Annotated in this window: 13 protein-coding genes; 11 read left to right on the forward strand and 2 right to left on the reverse strand. The window is 34.6% G+C overall.

All coding sequences use genetic code 11. The features are described 5' to 3' along the window. The first annotated feature begins 132 nt into the window (after positions 1-132). The 10 genes from LPB89_RS03105 (at position 133) to LPB89_RS03150 (ending at position 14,386) form a co-directional block, all read left to right on the forward strand. Entirely contained in the window at positions 133-801 is a 669-nt protein-coding gene (locus LPB89_RS03105) for a hypothetical protein (RefSeq protein ID WP_230700213.1), read from the forward strand. 41 nt (positions 802-842) lie between these two features. Next, a complete protein-coding gene (locus tag LPB89_RS03110; RefSeq protein WP_230700214.1) occupies positions 843-1,355 on the forward strand; it encodes a phage tail protein in 513 nt (170 codons plus the stop codon). A 21-nt stretch (positions 1,356-1,376) separates the two neighbouring features. After that, on the forward strand, positions 1,377-1,883 hold the full coding sequence (locus tag LPB89_RS03115; RefSeq protein WP_230700215.1) for a phage tail protein: 507 nt from the start codon (positions 1,377-1,379) through the stop codon (positions 1,881-1,883). A 50-nt stretch (positions 1,884-1,933) separates the two neighbouring features. Continuing rightward, positions 1,934-2,449, forward strand: coding sequence for a phage tail protein (locus tag LPB89_RS03120; protein ID WP_230700216.1), 516 nt, complete (start codon positions 1,934-1,936; stop codon positions 2,447-2,449). A gap of 12 nt (positions 2,450-2,461) precedes the next feature. After that, on the forward strand, positions 2,462-2,962 hold the full coding sequence (locus LPB89_RS03125; RefSeq protein ID WP_230700217.1) for a GNAT family N-acetyltransferase: 501 nt from the start codon (positions 2,462-2,464) through the stop codon (positions 2,960-2,962). Positions 2,963-2,978: 16 nt separating this feature from the next. Next, a complete protein-coding gene (locus LPB89_RS03130; protein WP_230700218.1) occupies positions 2,979-3,278 on the forward strand; it encodes a hypothetical protein in 300 nt (99 codons plus the stop codon). Positions 3,279-3,306: 28 nt separating this feature from the next. Beyond that, positions 3,307-8,961: an Ig-like domain-containing protein gene (locus LPB89_RS03135; protein WP_230700219.1), complete on the forward strand. Its 5,655-nt coding sequence runs from the start codon at positions 3,307-3,309 to the stop codon at positions 8,959-8,961. Positions 8,962-9,068: 107 nt separating this feature from the next. Next, positions 9,069-10,463 (forward strand): glycosyl hydrolase family 8, encoded by a 1,395-nt coding sequence (locus LPB89_RS03140; protein ID WP_230700220.1) that lies wholly within the window; start codon positions 9,069-9,071, stop codon positions 10,461-10,463. Between the two features lie 114 nt (positions 10,464-10,577). Beyond that, positions 10,578-13,667, forward strand: a complete 3,090-nt coding sequence (locus LPB89_RS03145) for a class I SAM-dependent DNA methyltransferase (protein ID WP_230700221.1) — start codon at positions 10,578-10,580, stop codon at positions 13,665-13,667. Further along, positions 13,667-14,386, forward strand: a complete 720-nt coding sequence (locus LPB89_RS03150; protein ID WP_230700222.1) for a hypothetical protein — start codon at positions 13,667-13,669, stop codon at positions 14,384-14,386. Before LPB89_RS03145 ends, LPB89_RS03150 begins: the two co-directional genes overlap by 1 nt. A 71-nt stretch (positions 14,387-14,457) precedes the next feature. On the opposite strand, the gene LPB89_RS03155 is transcribed toward LPB89_RS03150, so the two are convergent. Next, entirely contained in the window at positions 14,458-16,581 is a 2,124-nt protein-coding gene (locus LPB89_RS03155) for a Tex family protein (RefSeq protein WP_230700223.1), read from the reverse strand. A gap of 115 nt (positions 16,582-16,696) precedes the next feature. Between LPB89_RS03155 and LPB89_RS03160 the strand changes: the two genes are divergently transcribed. After that, positions 16,697-16,966 carry a DUF1294 domain-containing protein gene (locus tag LPB89_RS03160; RefSeq protein ID WP_230700224.1) on the forward strand — a complete coding sequence of 90 codons (270 nt, stop codon included), beginning with the start codon at positions 16,697-16,699 and terminating at the stop codon, positions 16,964-16,966. Between the two features lie 142 nt (positions 16,967-17,108). Here the strand turns inward: LPB89_RS03160 and rpiB are convergent, their stop codons facing one another. Further along, positions 17,109-17,540, reverse strand: coding sequence for a ribose 5-phosphate isomerase B (rpiB, locus tag LPB89_RS03165; protein WP_230700225.1), 432 nt, complete (start codon positions 17,538-17,540; stop codon positions 17,109-17,111). Between the last annotated feature and the right edge of the window lie 173 nt (positions 17,541-17,713).

Consider the following 17,713-nt stretch of genomic DNA (forward strand, 5'->3'; position numbering starts at 1 on the left):
TTCTTAAAAAAAAAACATAACAACTCTAAAAAGTAAATATTATTGTACGTTTTAACAAAAAAACATCATTTTTTGATCGTAGAATTTTGTTTTTAATACATTTACTTAAAATTTTCTTAAAAAGCTTTCAATATGACAGATTTAACTCGCAGAAATTTTATTAAAAATGTTGGATTTGTAGGTGCCACAACGCTCTTTTGTGGATCTCTTTTGGGTCAAAATGCTTTCACTAATTTTTCGGATTTAGATAAAGAAGAAAAAAATATTTTATCGAATTTTTCTAAATCAAATATTTCGAATGCTTTTCTTTTAGACCAGGCTCTTTTTCATTGCTATACTAAAGCAATTGTAAGCTGGCAAAAAATGGGTTATCAGGCTTCCGGCAATTTCTGTTATAGTTCTGATGACAATAGACTGAAAATGTTTCCAATGCATCTTCATGTTGATGGCTCCGGAAAGTTAGATGACGTATTGTTATGTTTTGGAAAAAATGCTGACGGAGAATGGAAATCATTAAAATCATTATCAGGATTTGATTTAGAAGCAATTACTGTAGCAATGGAAGAATTACAAATGCACAATAGCAATGTAAATTTATCACATTATCTATTTCCTGCTGCTGCTGTAACACAATCAGAACCGTATGGCTTTATGACACAAAAAGGCAGCGTTTACTTAAAAACAATACTGTCTCCTGAAAATACGGCAATAACCATTATTATAAAGGAAGGAACTACCGTAGTATATCAGAAAGAAGTAATTTCTAAACACAGTTTAAATGTTACTTCTGTTTTAGTTTAACAAACCACCTTCAAAAAATAAAACTATAAAATAGTCTCATTATGGCAGAACCATTTTTAGCTGAAACCAGAATTATGTCGTTTACTTTTGCGCCAAAAGGCTGGGCAATGTGCAACGGACAATTATTACCTATAAACCAAAACCAGGCTTTATTTTCATTATTGGGAACTACTTTTGGAGGAGACGGAAGAGTAAATTTCGGACTTCCTGATTTACGCGGAAGAATTCCCATACATGTTGGAAATGGCCATAATCTTGGTGAAAGAGGTGGTGAACAGGCCCACACATTATCTATAGCCGAATTGCCAACCCATACACACGTATTAAAAAGTGTTACTCAGCCAGTAACTACAAACATTCCCGTAAGTAATGCAACCGCATTAGCAAATACGGCTCCTAATCAGGTATACTGTGACTCTGAAAAGAACCTTACGGCAATGAATTCAGCGTCAATTACAAACATTGGCGGTAGTCAGGCGCACCTGAATATGCAGCCTTTTTTGGCCCTGAATTTTTGTATTGCTCTACAGGGGGTATTTCCTTCAACTACTTAATAATCTAAAAACGCTAGAATTATGGCACAACCTTACATTGGTGAGATCAGAATGTTTGCCGGAAATTTCGCCCCTGCAGGATGGGCATTCTGTGAAGGGCAATTAATGCCTATCTCGGAGAATGAAACATTATTTAATTTAATTGGAACTACTTACGGCGGCGACGGAGAAAGCACTTTTGCAGTACCTGATATGAGAGGACGTATTCCCTTGCATAATGGTAACGGATTTACATTGGCCGAAACGGGTGGTGTTGAAGAAGTAACTTTAACGGTTAGTCAGATTCCGTCTCATTCGCATTCTTTAACAGCAACAACAGATATTGCCAATACAGGAAACCCTGCTGATGCTTTATTAAGCACTACCCCAACAGGAAGCAAAGTATATTCAGCCAATACGCCAGCTACACCACTAAATTATAACACAATTGCACCGGACGGCGGAAGTCAGCCACATACTAATTTTCAACCTTATTTGTGTGTAAATTTTATAATATCCTTATTCGGGATATTTCCAACACCAACATAAAATTAATACCGCATTCTTTAGATTTTTAATAAGAAATAAATAAAAATATTATGGATCCATTTGTGGCCGAAATACGCATATTTCCATTCAACTTTGCTCCCAAAGGCTGGGCATTTTGTGATGGACAACTTTTACCTTTATCTCAAAACACCGCTCTTTTTTCATTATTAGGTACAACCTATGGTGGTAATGGAAAATCTAATTTTGCTTTACCGGATTTGCAAGGAAGAACGCCTATGCATCCCGGTCAGGGACCAGGATTATCGTTGCATGATTTAGGGGAAACAGGCGGTTCTGATACGGTTACTTTACTTGATTCAGAGATCCCCTCTCATACCCATACATTATTGGCTGCAACATTAAATTCGCAATCTACTGCCCCAACAAATAATAGTTTAGGCCGCGGTAATCCTGTAAAAATTTATGCTACGGGTACACCGGGGACAGCTATGGATGCTAATTCGATCGCTCCTGCAGGAGGAGATCAGCCTCATAATAATATGATGCCTTATCTGACCATGTATTTTTGTATTGCACTTCAGGGAGTTTATCCTCCAAGACCTTAATAATAATTGCTTTTGAATTTAGAGATAGAAAATATTACGCTTCGTGATATACAGGAAAGCGATTTGTCTATTCTGTGCAAAATATACGGTAGTACACGTACCGAAGAATTAGAAAACGGAACTGACTGGAGTGACGAACAAAAAAATATATTTATTGAACATCAGTTTTCAGCTCAGCATGAACATTATCAAAAAAATTATTTAGGCGCAAAGTTTTATATAATTGAAAAAGAGAATACCACTGTAGGAAGATTATATATTGATTCCTTTTTTGAACAAAAAGGAGTGCGAATTATTGATATTACACTATTACCGGATTGGCGGGGAAAAAATATTGGAAGTTCGATTTTGAAGGAAATATTACAAAAGGCAGCAAAAGCAAACAGGAATGTTACTATTCATGTTGAAAGTTTTAATCCTGCCATGGAATTATATAAAAGATTAGGATTTACAAAAATTAGCGAGACAAACGGTGTGTATCATCTCATGGAGTGGATTCCTCAAAGAAATTAACGATAAAATATAATGTATGGATATAGCTTTACTTACTTTAAATGATTTTAACGCATTCTTAAATAAAGTATTCATGATTCGAATTTCTGATGAAATTCATCTTGATGCTGAGTTAGTTGAATTAACAAAGCTGAATAATTATTCTTCTCTGGAAAGAGAACCTTTTTCGATAGTTTTTCGAACGGAACAAAAAACCGAATATTACCAACAAGGCATTTTTACCATTGTACATCCTCAAAAGGGCAATTTAGATTTGTTTCTTTCTCCATTAGGTTTTGATAGTGTGGGAATGAAATACGAGGCTATATTTTCTTAATAATGCTAACTCATTAAAGTAAAAAAAAATGAAAAAAAACAAACTCTTACTTGTTATAATCTTAATGGGGTTCCTAACATTCGGAATGTCCTATAACAATGTTATTAAGAAAAATGTTGTTACTCCATTTATAAAACAGGTAGCAGAAGTTGAGAAACAAATTGTTGCTGCAATAGCTCCTGCTAAAAAGAATACTGCTCCGGCAAAAGAAGAAGCAAGTGTTACTGCTGTAGCGGCAGCTGTTAGTGTTACCAATGCTGTTGTGGTAAACGGAGGAGGAAATGCTAAACCAGGTTCACAACTTGACTTTACAATTACTATAAATAATACAGGAACGGATGCTATCGGAACTACTTTTCAGGATATTTTAGATGCTAATCTAACGTTGGTAGCAGGATCTCTTAAGGCCACTCCAATTGCTGTAAATGATGCCTATAACTGTATCGGAAATGTTGGTATAACATTAAACGCAGCTCAGGGTATTTTAGCAAATGATGTTAGCCCGGACGGCACTGCACTGACTACCGCTATTTTAGTAAATGGAAGTCATGGAGTTGCAGCTATATCCTCTAACGGATCTTTTACGTACAATCCGACTGCGGGTTATTCCGGTACGGATAGTTTTACGTATACGCTAACAAGTGCCAACGGAAAAACAGATACTGCAACAGTAACCATTACAATTTCGGCACCTATATATTTTATAAACAGTTCGGCTGCAACAAATGGAACGGGAACTTTACTAAGCCCTTTCAAACTGGTACAAAATGCGACAGGTACAGGTTCAAACCCTATTTTTATTTATACAGGAGCTGCTAACAGTGGTACAACATTAACCTTATCAGACAATCAAAAAGTAATAGGTCAGGGAGCAACAGCTGGCTTGGCCACTATATTGGGTATTACTGTTCCATCGTACAGTAATGTTTTACCCACCACTGGCGGTACAAATCCAACTTTTTCTTCCATTGCTCTTAAAGCAAATAATGATATTCAGGCCGTTATATTGTCTTCCGGTATGACCGGGACAAGTGTTGGAAATTTAAAAGTAAGAAATGCTTCTATAACCGGCGGAAGTGCTGTTGCCGTAAATATAAATGGCGGCGGAACTCTGGATTGTATTTTTCAATCCGTTTCTGCAAATGGTGGTGCAGGCGGAATAGCGATAAGTAATGCCTCAGGTTCTTTTCAGGTTACGGGAACAGGATCTACTGCAGGATCGGGAGGAACAATTCAGAATATTTCTAACGGATCGATTGGTGCAGAATTTACTTCCTGCACAAACATTTCCTTAAAAAACATGAATTTTACTAACGCTGGTCTTTTTGGTATTAAAATAGACAATGTTACTAATTTTGAATTAACTAATGGTGTTTTAAGTAACTGCGGAAATAATATTTCAGGTTCTGAAACCGGCGGTATATCTGCAACAAACCTAAAAGGAACTGCTACGATAACCAATACAACAGTTAACGATTCATGGGGTCGTGGTTTTTATGCCCATAATGACAGCGGAGTTTCTAATTTGACTATAACAGGCTCTCAGTTTAAAAATGCATTTAATAAAGCTAATGGTGACAGTAATTTTATATTTGAAGGCTATGGAAATTCAAATAATACTTTAGTTTTAAAAGCAAATGATTTTTCTAATGCAAAAAATTACGGTTTAACATTAAATTTTGGCGGTACCTCATCAAATACGATCCAGGTTGGAGGAAATTCTCTTGCTGACGGAAATACAATAAATGCAGCAGCAAGTCCCGGCAGTAATGGTTTATCACTTCAGGCAAACACGGCTGCAACAGTAAATTATAATATCATAAACAATACTATAAAATCAAGCTTCAGTGGTTCATTTACCTGCAATGTTGGAAATCAGGACACAGGAACTATGAACGGAAGAATAAATTTTAATACTATAGACGGTGGCGGAGCAGGATCTGTTTCTAATGGTATTTCTGTTGCGGCCTATGGAAACGCGAAACATATTACTCAAATATTAAATAATACGATTACCAATGCCAACAACTATGGTATAGTATCTGAAGCTAATGATAATGGTAGTATTACTGCAAACGCCAGAATGGATGCTACGATAAAAAACAATAACATTAGTTTAGCTGCAGATTCTTATGCACATGTTGCGGTAATTTCCGTGGGAACAGCTACAAGCACCCTGATAAGCGCTGCAAACATTGGTAATAATACAACCAATGCTGCGGTTAACCCTTTTACAACTTTTGATGTTGCGGCTTATGGCGCAGGAAATAAAGTAATCCTGCAAGGTGCAACTGCTCTTGCAACCGGATCGGGCGACAGATCTGCAGATCTTACCGCTTTCTGGAACAACAACAATACGGCAGCACCAAGAACTGCTATAGATGAAATGGCTGGCGGAACAATCATTTCCGGAACAGCTGCAATTCCTTCTAATCCATCAGCTTCAAAAATGGTAACTCCAAAAGAAACTGAAAAAACTACACCAATTGCAGAAAGTCAAAATAGTAATCCAATTACAAATAAATCTGCGGGCATAAACAGCACTGCAAAAACAGCATCAGGAGAAACAATTTCTGTTGGACCATTTACTTTGGCCGGAGGAAAAAGTACCGTAATAACTTTTAGTGCGACAATAAATGCGGCAGGTTCATTACCGGCAAATACATGCGCTGTTACGAATCAGGCGTCTGTAAACGGAACTAATTTTACGACTGTAAGTTCAAATATTACCACAACATCAATCAAACCGGGTACTGCGACCTTTACCAATTCTACTGAAAATATTCCGTGTTTAGGAAGTACTGCAGTAACTTTAAATGCAACTTGTCCACTTGGAACAACAGCTACCTGGTATACGGCATTAACTGGAGGTAGTAGTTTTGCAACAGGAGCATCAGCCACAGCAACGCCTACAGCAAATAACACCACTTATTGCGTAGCTTGTGAAGCTGCATATTGTGCAAGTGACAGATTATTGGTAAAAACAGTTACCGGAACGCCATCAACAGCATCTGCTCCTGAAAATGTAAGTGTATGTGATTCTTACACCTGGGCTGTAAATGGTACCAAATATATAAGCTCCGGAACGTATACCGCTGTCGTAGGTTGTGATACCAAAACCTTAAACCTTACTATTACGCCATCGACAACATCAGCTCCTGAAGTTATAGCAGCTTGTGATTCTTACACCTGGGCGGCAAATGGTACTAAATATATAAGCTCCGGAACTTATACCGCGGTCGTAGGTTGTGATACTAAAACTTTAAACCTTACTATTACTCCGTTGACAAGCTCAACTCCAGAAGTTGTAGCTGCTTGTGACAGTTATACATGGCCGGTAAATGGTATTAAGTATACAAGTTCTGGAACGTATCCTTATACCAATGGCTGTGATACTAAAACGCTGGTATTGACAATCACGAATTCAACATCTTCTACAGAAACTATTTCCGCGTGTGACAGTTATACATGGGCTGAAAATGGTACTAAGTATACAAGCTCAGGAACGTATGTGAATACTGTAGGTTGTGATACTAAAACATTGGTATTGACAATCACCAATTCAACATCTTCTACAGAAACTATATCCGCGTGTGACAGTTATACATGGGCTGAAAATGGTACTAAGTATACAAGCTCAGGAACGTATGTGAATACTGTAGGTTGTGATACTAAAACCTTAGTACTAACTATTACAAATTCAACATCTTCTACAGAAACTATTTCCGCTTGTGACAGTTATACATGGGCCGAAAATGGTACTAAGTATACAAGCTCAGGAACGTATGTGAATACTGTAGGTTGTGATACTAAAACATTGGTATTAACTATTACAAATTCAACATCTTCTACAGAAACTATATCCGCGTGTGACAGTTATACATGGGCTGAAAATGGTACTAAGTATACAAGCTCAGGAACGTATGTGAATACTGTAGGTTGCGATACTAAAACATTGGTATTAACTATTACAAATTCAACATCTTCTACAGAAACTATTTCAGCGTGTGACAGTTATACATGGGCTGAAAATGGTATTAAGTATACAAGCTCAGGAACGTATGTGAATACTGTAGGTTGTGATACTAAAACGCTGGTATTGACAATCACCAATTCAACATCTTCTACAGAAACTATATCCGCGTGTGACAGTTATACATGGGCTGAAAATGGTACTAAGTATACAAGCTCCGGAACGTATATGAATACTGTAGGTTGTGATACTAAAACCTTAGTACTAACCATTACAAATTCAACATCTTCTACAGAAACTATTTCCGCTTGTGACAGTTATACATGGGTTGAAAATGGTACTAAGTATACAAGCTCAGGAACGTATGTGAATACTGTAGGCTGTGATACTAAAACATTGGTATTGACAATCACCAATTCAACATCTTCTACAGAAACTATATCCGCGTGTGACAGTTATACATGGGCTGAAAATGGTAGTAAATATACAAGCTCCGGAACGTATATGAATACTGTAGGTTGTGATACTAAAACCTTAGTACTAACTATTACAAATTCAACATCTTCTACAGAAACTATTTCCGCTTGTGACAGTTATACATGGACTGAAAATGGTACTAAGTATACAAGTTCAGGAACATATTCTTATACCAATGGCTGTGATACTAAAACTTTAAACCTTACCATTACGCTTGCAACAACAGCTACGGAAACTATATCCGCTTGTGATAGTTATACATGGGCTGAAAATGGTACTGAATATACAAGCTCCGGAACGTATGTGAATACTATAGGTTGCGATACCAAAACATTGGTATTGACCATCACCAATTCAACATCTTCAACGGAAACGATAGCTGCTTGTGATAGCTACACCTGGGCCGCAAATGCTACGGAATATAAAACTTCCGGAACATATACGTACACGAATGGCTGTGACACCAAAACATTGGTATTGACCATTACCAATTCAACAACTGCTACGGAAACGGTAGCTGCCTGTGATAGCTATACCTGGGCCGCAAATGCTACGGAATATAAAACTTCCGGAACGTATACTTATATGAATGGATGTGGTACTAAAACTTTAAACCTTACCATTACACCGGCAACATCAGCTACAGAAACGATAGCCGCTTGTGACAGTTACACCTGGACTGTAAATGGTACACAGTATACAAGTTCAGGAACGTATTCTTACACGAATGGTTGTGATACTAAAATTTTAGAATTAACAATAAACGATTCATCAGCTATTAGTAATGCCGTAAGTTTAAATTCCGGAACACTGACATCAAATCATTTAGGAGCTACTTATCAGTGGTACAAATGCCCGAATACTTTGCTTTCAAACGAAACAAATCAGTCTTATACTCCTTTAACATCCGGAGACTATAAGGTTGAAATTACAGTTGGCGAATGTACAATTGCTTCTGATTGTATTACTGTAACAAGTTTGGCCGTTGGTCAATTCAAACCAGATGAATTTAAACTTTATCCGAATCCTAGCAATGGAATATTAAATATTGTTACTGCAAATGGAGGAAATTATAACATAATAGATCAAACCGGAAAGAGTATTAAAGTGGTTCATTTAAATGAAAATGCAATTAACACCATTAATCTGGAGGATATATCAGAAGGGATTTATTTTATTAAAAATGCCGGCAATTCCAAAATAAAAGCGGAGAAGTTTATCATCAAAAAATAATTTCTTTTAAAGTTTATCAAAAATCCCAAGCTGCGATTGTAGTTTGGGATTTTTTTTATATCTAAAAATTCTTACTTTTAGAGTCCCAAATTTAATCAATAATAATTATGAAAAATCTACTTCTGATTAGTATTGCTTTGATGTGTCTCAAAAGTTATGCACAAAAGCAATCTTTTCCCGCCAATGTTGTATTCAGCAATGGTAGTATGGCTACGTCCAGAAACAGCCAGGACGCGTTAAACAATTATACCATCTGGAAAACCAATTTTGTTGAATCCTGTGCCAATGGGCGATACAGAATAAAATTTGACAATCCTTCTGAAACGGTCTCGGAAGGTATTGGATATGGAATGCTGCTTTCTGCCTATGCAGCCGACAAAACACTCTTTGATGGCCTCTGGCTGTATTATAAAGACAATGTTAATTCTAATGGTGTGATGAACTGGAAAATCAACGGCTGTTCCGGAATTAACGGTGTCAATGGCGCAACCGATGCCGAACTGGATACTGCTTTTGCCCTGATTGTCGCCGACTACCAATGGGAAAGTACCGGAAACATTAATTATAAAAATGATGTTAAAACCCTAATTGCAGCCATCAAAGCCCATGAAGTTGAAGCGAATACTTTTGTACTAAAACCCGGAGATCAGTTCGGCGGAAGCCAGATTACAAGCCCTTGTTATTTCTCCCCTGCCTATTACAGGGCTTTTGGAAATTTTACGAATGACAGCACTTTTTGGAATGCCGTTGCAGCAAAATCATACACGGTGATCAACAATAATTTAACCCAAAACAATGCCGCTGGCGGTCTGGTTTCCGACTGGTGCCAGGCGTCCGGAGCCTATTCTTCTGAAGCAAGCGGATATAACAGAGCCGGTAAAACGTATACTTACGATGCCGCCAGAACGCCCTGGCGTATTGCAGTTGATTATGTATGGTATGGAAATGCGGACGCAAAAACCTACGCAAAAAAATCATCCGATTTTGTGCGGGTAAATCTTGGAGGTTCCGGCAATATAAAAGATGGTTATAATCAGGATGGAAGTGTAATCGGGCAATGGCATAATGCTACTTTTGTCGGTGCTTTTGCCTGTGCTGCAATGGCAGGGGAAAATCAGGTACATTTAGATGCTTCTTATAACGATTTAAATGGATTAAATGAACCTAAGAGTTATTTTAACCAAACACTAAAAACACTCTATATGTTCCTCTTGACGGGTAATTTCTATTTGCCTCAAAATGCTACTTTGGCTAACCCGGATTTCGAATTAGAAAAAGCAACAGTAACTTTATATCCGAATCCAAGTGCCGACCGGTTTACCGTTTTTGCACCCGAAGAATCAACAATATCCGTAATTTCTCCACAAGGAAAAGTTATTTCTGTGCTGAAGACCACTTCTGAAAACACGGAGATAAATTTAGCCAATTATTCCTGCGGATTATATTTGATCAAAATTACAAATGATAATAAAAGTATAACTAAGAAATTAATTTTAAAGTAATTTGATAAAATTAAAACTCCCAAATTACGATTGTAATTTGGGAGTTTTTTATTTTGTTACGAATTATAACAATTTAGAATAGATTTTCTCAGTTCAAAAAATTATTTTTGTAATATGGGAAAAGTTCAAGAAAATGAATTTTTAGTTGGTGTATTAAAAGAACTAGAATTTTTTAGTTCTGATTCATCTATTGAAAATAATTTTCCAGAAATTGTTTTTACAAAAAATCCACCTCAAAATCTTCGTCCAAAACACTATATTGCTCTTGAATTTGCATCTGGTTTAGATGCTGATGCGGTCTATTTTAAGTATTATGATGATAATAGAGATTCTGTTGCTCAAGTTTATTTTTACGACAATGAAAATTCTAAATACGATAAAAATAAAATTGCAGAGATTCATAGAAACGTCTATAGTAGCAGTCAAGTACCTTTAATAACTTTTATTGATAAAAATAGTATTTCTCTGTTTGATACAAGGATACCTGTTTATGTAGAAGACCAAAATACTATTACTAACGAAAAGTGTATTATTGAAAAGTCATATTCATTAGAAAATGAGCTATATATTTTATCAAAATATTTTAATGCAAAAAAATTAAATAGTGGCGAATTTTGGGAATCAAAAGAAGCATCCCTTCATTTTAAAAATAATACCTCAGCTTACGAAGAACTTGTCAACTCCTTATCTTTAATTAGAAAAAGTTTCCATAAAGTTTTTCAAGATTTTGATAATTTTAAAGACAATCCAAAAGATGCAAATGATTTTGCAGATGAAATATTATTTAAGTGTATTTTAATTAAATACCTAGAAGAAAACGGATTAGAAGATGCCCAAGAATTTTATAAAAAAAGCGATCTTCCTAATTCATTAAATAAAATCTTAGAGGCTAATCAATTAAATAAGCTTTTAGATAAGTTAGATTTTCATTTTAATGGAAATGTATTTTTTATAGAAAATGAAAGAAAAAATCTTCTTAACAAATTAGATTTATCATCATTAGCACTTTGTTTAGATGGCAGATTTGGAAGTAATACAAACCTTTATTTATGGGAAATGTATTCTTTCAAACATATTCCTATTGAATTAATAAGTAATTTTTATGAAGAATTTATTCCTAAGGATAAAGAAAACTCAGGAACTGTTTATACTCCAAGTCATTTAGTTAATTTACTAATTGACGAATGTTTACCATTATCCGATAAAGAAGAAGATTTAATATATAATGTGAGATTAGCTGATGTAAGTTGTGGAAGTGGAATTTTCATTACTACAGCTTTCAAACGTTTAGTACAACGCTGGAGAGTAAAAAATAGAAATGAAAAAACAGGAAAATTAGCAACCCCTACTTTAAAAATTGTTAAGAAGATTTTATCTGACAATATTTTTGGCATTGACTTACATCCTACATCTGTAAAATTAACTAAGTTTAGTCTCCAATTAGCTCTTTGTCAATTGGTTCCAAATAAAGAATTATGGACTTGGAATGAAGATAAAGTATTTAAAGATTTACAAAACATAAATATTCATAATAAAGATTTTTTTGATTTTTTAGTTGAAAATAAAGATTTTCATAACAGCTTGGATTTAATTATTGGAAATCCACCATTTCAGTCTCTAAAAGAAGATAAAAAGATTAAGGAGTATTCGTTAATTACTAAAAAATTAAAAGAAAACATCAATTTTGAATTCTCAGTTAAAATACCTGATAACCAATTAGCTTTAATGTTTTTAGAAGCAAGTAGTTTACTTCTAAAAAATAAGGCTGAATTGTGTTTTATACAAAAATCAACTTCATTATTATACAATTCAGGTGCGAAAGAATTTAGAAATGCATTATTCAATCAATTTCATGTTCATCAAATAATTGATTTTACTTTATTAAAAAATGATTTATTCAAATCAAAAAGTCGCGAGGTTTTAGATGAAAATCAAAAGCCTATTTTAGATAATAAAGGAAAACCTAAAAAAAGTAAAAATACTTCTGTTGAATCTTGCGCTGTATTTTACAAAAAAGAGTTAATTGAACAATACACCACAAGCCACGTTGTTTCAAGGTTATTGAAAAACACTAAAGATGGGTTATCATTTGAATTCGATTATTATGATTTCTACGATATTCCCAAAGAAATTGTTTTAAATGACAATACTATTTGGAGATGTAATTTATTAGGAGGAAATCGATTAAATCATTTAATTAAAAAACTGAATAAAAAAACAGCCTATCAGACTAATTTAGAAAATTATATATCTAATTACCTACATATAGACAAGGATTTATTTTGTGAAGGATTTATTAAAGGTACTCCACAAGGTGAAAAGGATGAGAAAAATTTCTATTGTGAATATATTACAAATAAAAACATCTTAACTGCTTCCAATTTTGAAAAAAACAAATTTGATAAATTTTTAACCAATCAGAAGTTTTATAGAGCTCCGATTGAAGGAGCTTTTAAAGGTCCACTTATAACTATAAAAGAACAAATAAAAAATTCCGAGCCGTTTATAAAAATTCATTTTGAAGATGTTGCCTTTGATTCAAGAATTGTTGGGTTTTCTTTTTCAGAAACAAAGAATGGGTCTGACATTGCAAAAAGAATTTATAACATTTTAGTAAAAAATAAAAAGATAAATGCTTTAAAAACGCTATCAACTTGTTCGCAATTTTTCTTAGGGTCTTCTTCAGTAATTCAAAAAGCAGATATAAATAATTGGACTATTCCATTAGGAACAGATGAAATTAATCTTTCTTTCTCTGAAAAAATAATAATGGATGATGTTTTAGATTACATTTATCCTTCTTGGTATGAAGGAGAAAAAGCAGATATAAATAAATATGATTCATCTAATGATGATTTACTTGCATTTGCAGATATTTTCAATCAATCATTTAATTCAGTTTATAAAAAAGATTCTAAAGAGCAGGTTTTAAAGAAAATCCATAATGGAAAAACTTTTTATGCTTTAGAATTTCAATATGGCGAAAACATTGAATTTGAAGGAATAATTGATAATGAAGTTGATATTAATGATTTAATAATTAATGAATTTTCAACTAACTCAATTATAAAGAGAGTAATGCGCATTTATCGACAAAATTCTATCTTTTTGATAAAACCAAAAAATCTTAGATATTGGTTAAAATCTATAGCTTTAAGAGATGCAGATGACATTTTTGATGATATGATAAAAAATGGATATTAATGCAAAAACCTTTTAACAGCTATAATAAGCCATTTTTTAATAACATTGACACAAATACATATGTCAATGAAGTAATCTTATTTATTGAGAATAAAATTTCTAATTTTCCTGCGTTTTTAAAAAATTCTTCCCTTCTACAAAACCTTTCACAAACAATTCAAGGTGAAGATTTAATCACCGAAAATTTATGTGATTTTTTTACCGCTCATGAAAAAATTTATACATACCAGTTCGGAAAACAAGACAATTATTTTTTTCAATTTCGAAATCAATCAAAAGGGCAAGGACATCGATCAAATGATTGTGGTGTTATTTTAGCAAATACAAAAGGAAGCTTAGGTAAAATATTAGTTATAGAAGCTAAAAGACTTCCTACTCCAGGAACTAGTAGAGAAAAAGAATATATTGAGGGAAATCTTGGCGGAATTGAACGTTTCAAAAAAGAAGTTCATTCGCAAGAAATATCATATAATTTAGCAATAATGATTGGATATATTCAAGGAGAAAATTCAAGTCACTGGTATAAAAAAGTTAATGAATGGATTAACGAACAAGTCCAGAAAAGCTCAAATCCAGATATTTCTTGGTTAGATGAAGATAAACTAATTCTTGATAAAAATTTTACTTCAAATAAAACCATTACAAAATACAATTCACTTCATTCTAGAATTAAACTCGAGAAAATTAAATTAAATCATTATTGGATTGATTTAAACTAAAAATTCCCAAACTACAATTTGTAATTGGGAGTTTTTTTATCTAATAATTCCAGCAAATCTGGAATTTGATTTTACAATACCATCGTCAGCTGAATTCTTTTCCTGTCCTCATCCACTTCAGTCACTTTCACATCAACATGCTGATGTAATTTCACCACTTCGTTTACGTCGCTTACAAAACCGGCTTTGAGCTGTGAAATATGAACCAGTCCGCTTTCTTTGATTCCGATATCAACAAAACAGCCAAAATTGGTAATGTTATTTACGATGCCGGGTAAAATCATTCCGGTTCTCAAATCCTTGATCGATTTTACATTCGCATCAAATTCAAAAACCTTGGCGGACTTTCTTGGGTCCAGTCCGGGCTTTTCAAGCTCTTTAATGATGTCTTTTAGGGTTAGTAAACCAATTTCAGGTGTAACATAGTTTTCGGGCTTAATCAGGGCTGTTTTCTCCTTGTTGGCAATTAGGTCGTTTACCGAAAGTTTCAAATCTTTTGCCATTTTCTCAACAACAGGATACGCTTCCGGATGCACCGCAGAATTGTCCAATGGATTCTTCGCATTTGAAATCCTGATAAATGCCGCACCTTGCTGATAAGCCTTATCGCCCAAGCGCGGTACTTTTTTCAATTGTTTCCTGTCCTCGAAAGGGCCATTTTCGGAACGGTACTGCACAATGTTTTCGGCCAGTTTCTCTCCTATTCCACTCACATAACTTAGCAAATGTTTACTTGCTGTATTTATATTAATACCCACCGAGTTCACACAACGAATTACGGTATTATCTAATTCTTCTTTTAATTTGGTCTGATCTACATCATGCTGGTACTGCCCTACTCCAATTGCTTTTGGGTCAATTTTTACCAGTTCGGCAAGAGGATCGGAAAGTCTCCTTCCGATAGAAACCGAACCACGAACCGTAACATCATAATTTGGAAATTCTTCACGGGCAATTTTTGATGCCGAATACACGGAAGCTCCTGCCTCAGAAACGATGAAAACCTGGAGCGGTTTGTCGAACGCAATTTTTTTGATAAAGAATTCCGTTTCACGCGAAGCCGTTCCGTTTCCGATCGAAATAGCATCAATCTGATACGCATTTACCATCGAACGAATTTTCTTGATCGCCATGGCTTCCTCATTTTGAGGGGCGTGCGGATAAATGGTTTCGTTGTATAATAAATCTCCTTTTTCGTCCAGGCAAACTACTTTACAACCGCTTCTGAAACCAGGGTCTATAGCCAGAATACGTTTCTCTCCCAAAGGCGGTGCCAGTAATAACTGCCCTAAATTGTTCGCAAAAACCTGAATCGAATTGGCATCGGCCTTCGCTTTGGCTTCCTGCAAAGTTTCGTTTCCAATCGCCGGATTCAGCAATCTTTTGTAACTGTCTTCAATCGCTAACTGCAAATGAGCCGTAGTGCTATTTTGTTTTTTAATGATTATTTCGTCAATAACATCATACGCTTCATCGATATCAACATCCACTTTCATCTTAACAAAACCTTCATTTTCCGCACGAAGCATCGCTAATAACCGGTGCGAAGGCGCTTTTGTCAACGGTTCTTCCCAATCAAAATACTGACTGAATTTTTGGGCTCCCTCTTCTTCGCTTTTCTTTTTTACAACTTTGGTTCCGATAGTGGCTTTTCGCTGGAACAGTCTTCGCAATTGTTTACGAACGTAAATATTCTCATTGATCCATTCCGCAACAATATCACGGGCACCCTGCATCGCCGCTTCTTCATTAATCACATTGTCATTAATATATTGTGTTGAAATAAAGTCAATATCAACATCGTTTTCAGACATGATGATTTTAGCCAGTGGTTCTAAGCCAAATTCGCGGGCAACATCGGCTTTGGTTTTTTTCTTCTTTTTATAAGGAAGATAAAAATCTTCTATCTCTTGTAAATCAAAACTTTGTTCGATTTTTTGTTTTAATTCAGGTGTAAGTGCTTTCTGTTCTTCGATTGATTTCAGAACAGCTTCCTTACGTTTTACAATTGCTTCATAATCTTTCTGAAGCTTCGCAATCTGCTCGATCTGAACTTCATCAAGATTTCCGGTAGTATCTTTTCGGTAACGTGAAATAAAGGGAATCGTACAGTCTTCCTCTAATAATTTTACGGTATTTTGAATGTTAATCGCTGCTGTTTGTACAGTTCTGGCAATGAATTGAATATTAGTCATACTTTTAATGAAATAATTTCTTGATTATAAAATAAGATAATCTGTTTCTTAAAACAATCGACAGATTAATTAATCACCCGGCTAAAATAATATCTTTGTTTTTAATTTTAAGCCAATGGAAGTTTTATTACTGTTTTTTTTTATTGTAAATAGTATTGCATTTATCTTAGGAGGTTACGATAAATATTTGGCTGTCAGACATAAATCCCGAATTTCTGAAAATACATTATTTGCAGCTGCTTTATTTGGCGGCTCCATAGGACTATTATTGGCCATGTTGTTTTTTAGGCATAAAACGGGTAAATACTCTTTTATTATAAAATTTACGATCATTTTTTTAGCTCAGCTTGTTCTGTTTTACCTGAAATTAGATCCTGAAATCTAGTTGTTAACAATGTTAATAACTCAAAAAAAATACTCTAATCAATTGTATTTAAGGTTTTTATATAAAAAAACCGGATGAATTAAAAAATCCGCCCGGTGTGTTATCTTATTTGGTGCGAAGCACCCGTTTTTTTTTTGACTTTTTACTGACAGGCGATTTTATTCACTCTGTTTTGGTGTCTTCCACCTTCAAATGCGGTATTTAAAAAAGTCTCCACTATTTCTACTGCCTGTGGAATCGATGTAAAACGCGCCGGAATACTGACAATATTAGCGTCATTATGCAAACGGGTTAAATACGCAATTTCCTTGGTCCAGCATAAACCCGCTCTTACTTTCGGGTGTTTGTTAACCGTCATAGCAATTCCGTTTCCGCTTCCGCAGATCACAATTCCGAAATCAGCTTTTCCTTCAGAAACATCATTGGCAACCGGATGTCCATAATCAGGATAATCAACAGAATCTTCCGAATCTGTTCCGTAATTTGTTACTTCATAACCCTTTGCTTTCAGCATCGCAACAATTGCTTTTTTATAATCTGGTCCTGCGTGGTCGTTTCCTATTGAAATTTTCATTATAAGTACTATTAAGTTGTGTCTTGCAAATTTACTCAATTAATAAATGTTTGCCACGAATTACGCTAATTTTCACAAATTTTATTCTGTACACTTTAAAATTATGGTTTACTTTATCAAATATTTAACCGGTCTGTATCCTTGAATTCATGGTAAAATATTTCAGTATATAA

Origin of the sequence: Flavobacterium sp. ENC, from assembly GCF_020991415.1 — a bacterium.
Classification (GTDB): domain Bacteria; phylum Bacteroidota; class Bacteroidia; order Flavobacteriales; family Flavobacteriaceae; genus Flavobacterium.

Excerpts from the sequence above, each read along its gene's own strand:
- LPB89_RS03150 (WP_230700222.1), top strand. The coding sequence starts at position 13,667 with ATGCAAAAACCTTTTAACAGCTATAATAAGCCATTTTTTAATAACATT.
- LPB89_RS03135 (WP_230700219.1), top strand. The coding sequence starts at position 3,307 with ATGAAAAAAAACAAACTCTTACTTGTTATAATCTTAATGGGGTTCCTA.
- LPB89_RS03115 (WP_230700215.1), top strand. The coding sequence starts at position 1,377 with ATGGCACAACCTTACATTGGTGAGATCAGAATGTTTGCCGGAAATTTC.
- LPB89_RS03105 (WP_230700213.1), top strand. The coding sequence starts at position 133 with ATGACAGATTTAACTCGCAGAAATTTTATTAAAAATGTTGGATTTGTA.
- LPB89_RS03140 (WP_230700220.1), top strand. The coding sequence starts at position 9,069 with ATGAAAAATCTACTTCTGATTAGTATTGCTTTGATGTGTCTCAAAAGT.
- LPB89_RS03130 (WP_230700218.1), top strand. The coding sequence starts at position 2,979 with ATGGATATAGCTTTACTTACTTTAAATGATTTTAACGCATTCTTAAAT.
- LPB89_RS03160 (WP_230700224.1), top strand. The coding sequence starts at position 16,697 with ATGGAAGTTTTATTACTGTTTTTTTTTATTGTAAATAGTATTGCATTT.
- rpiB (WP_230700225.1), bottom strand. The coding sequence starts at position 17,540 with ATGAAAATTTCAATAGGAAACGACCACGCAGGACCAGATTATAAAAAA.
- LPB89_RS03155 (WP_230700223.1), bottom strand. The coding sequence starts at position 16,581 with ATGACTAATATTCAATTCATTGCCAGAACTGTACAAACAGCAGCGATT.
- LPB89_RS03145 (WP_230700221.1), top strand. The coding sequence starts at position 10,578 with ATGGGAAAAGTTCAAGAAAATGAATTTTTAGTTGGTGTATTAAAAGAA.
- LPB89_RS03120 (WP_230700216.1), top strand. The coding sequence starts at position 1,934 with ATGGATCCATTTGTGGCCGAAATACGCATATTTCCATTCAACTTTGCT.
- LPB89_RS03110 (WP_230700214.1), top strand. The coding sequence starts at position 843 with ATGGCAGAACCATTTTTAGCTGAAACCAGAATTATGTCGTTTACTTTT.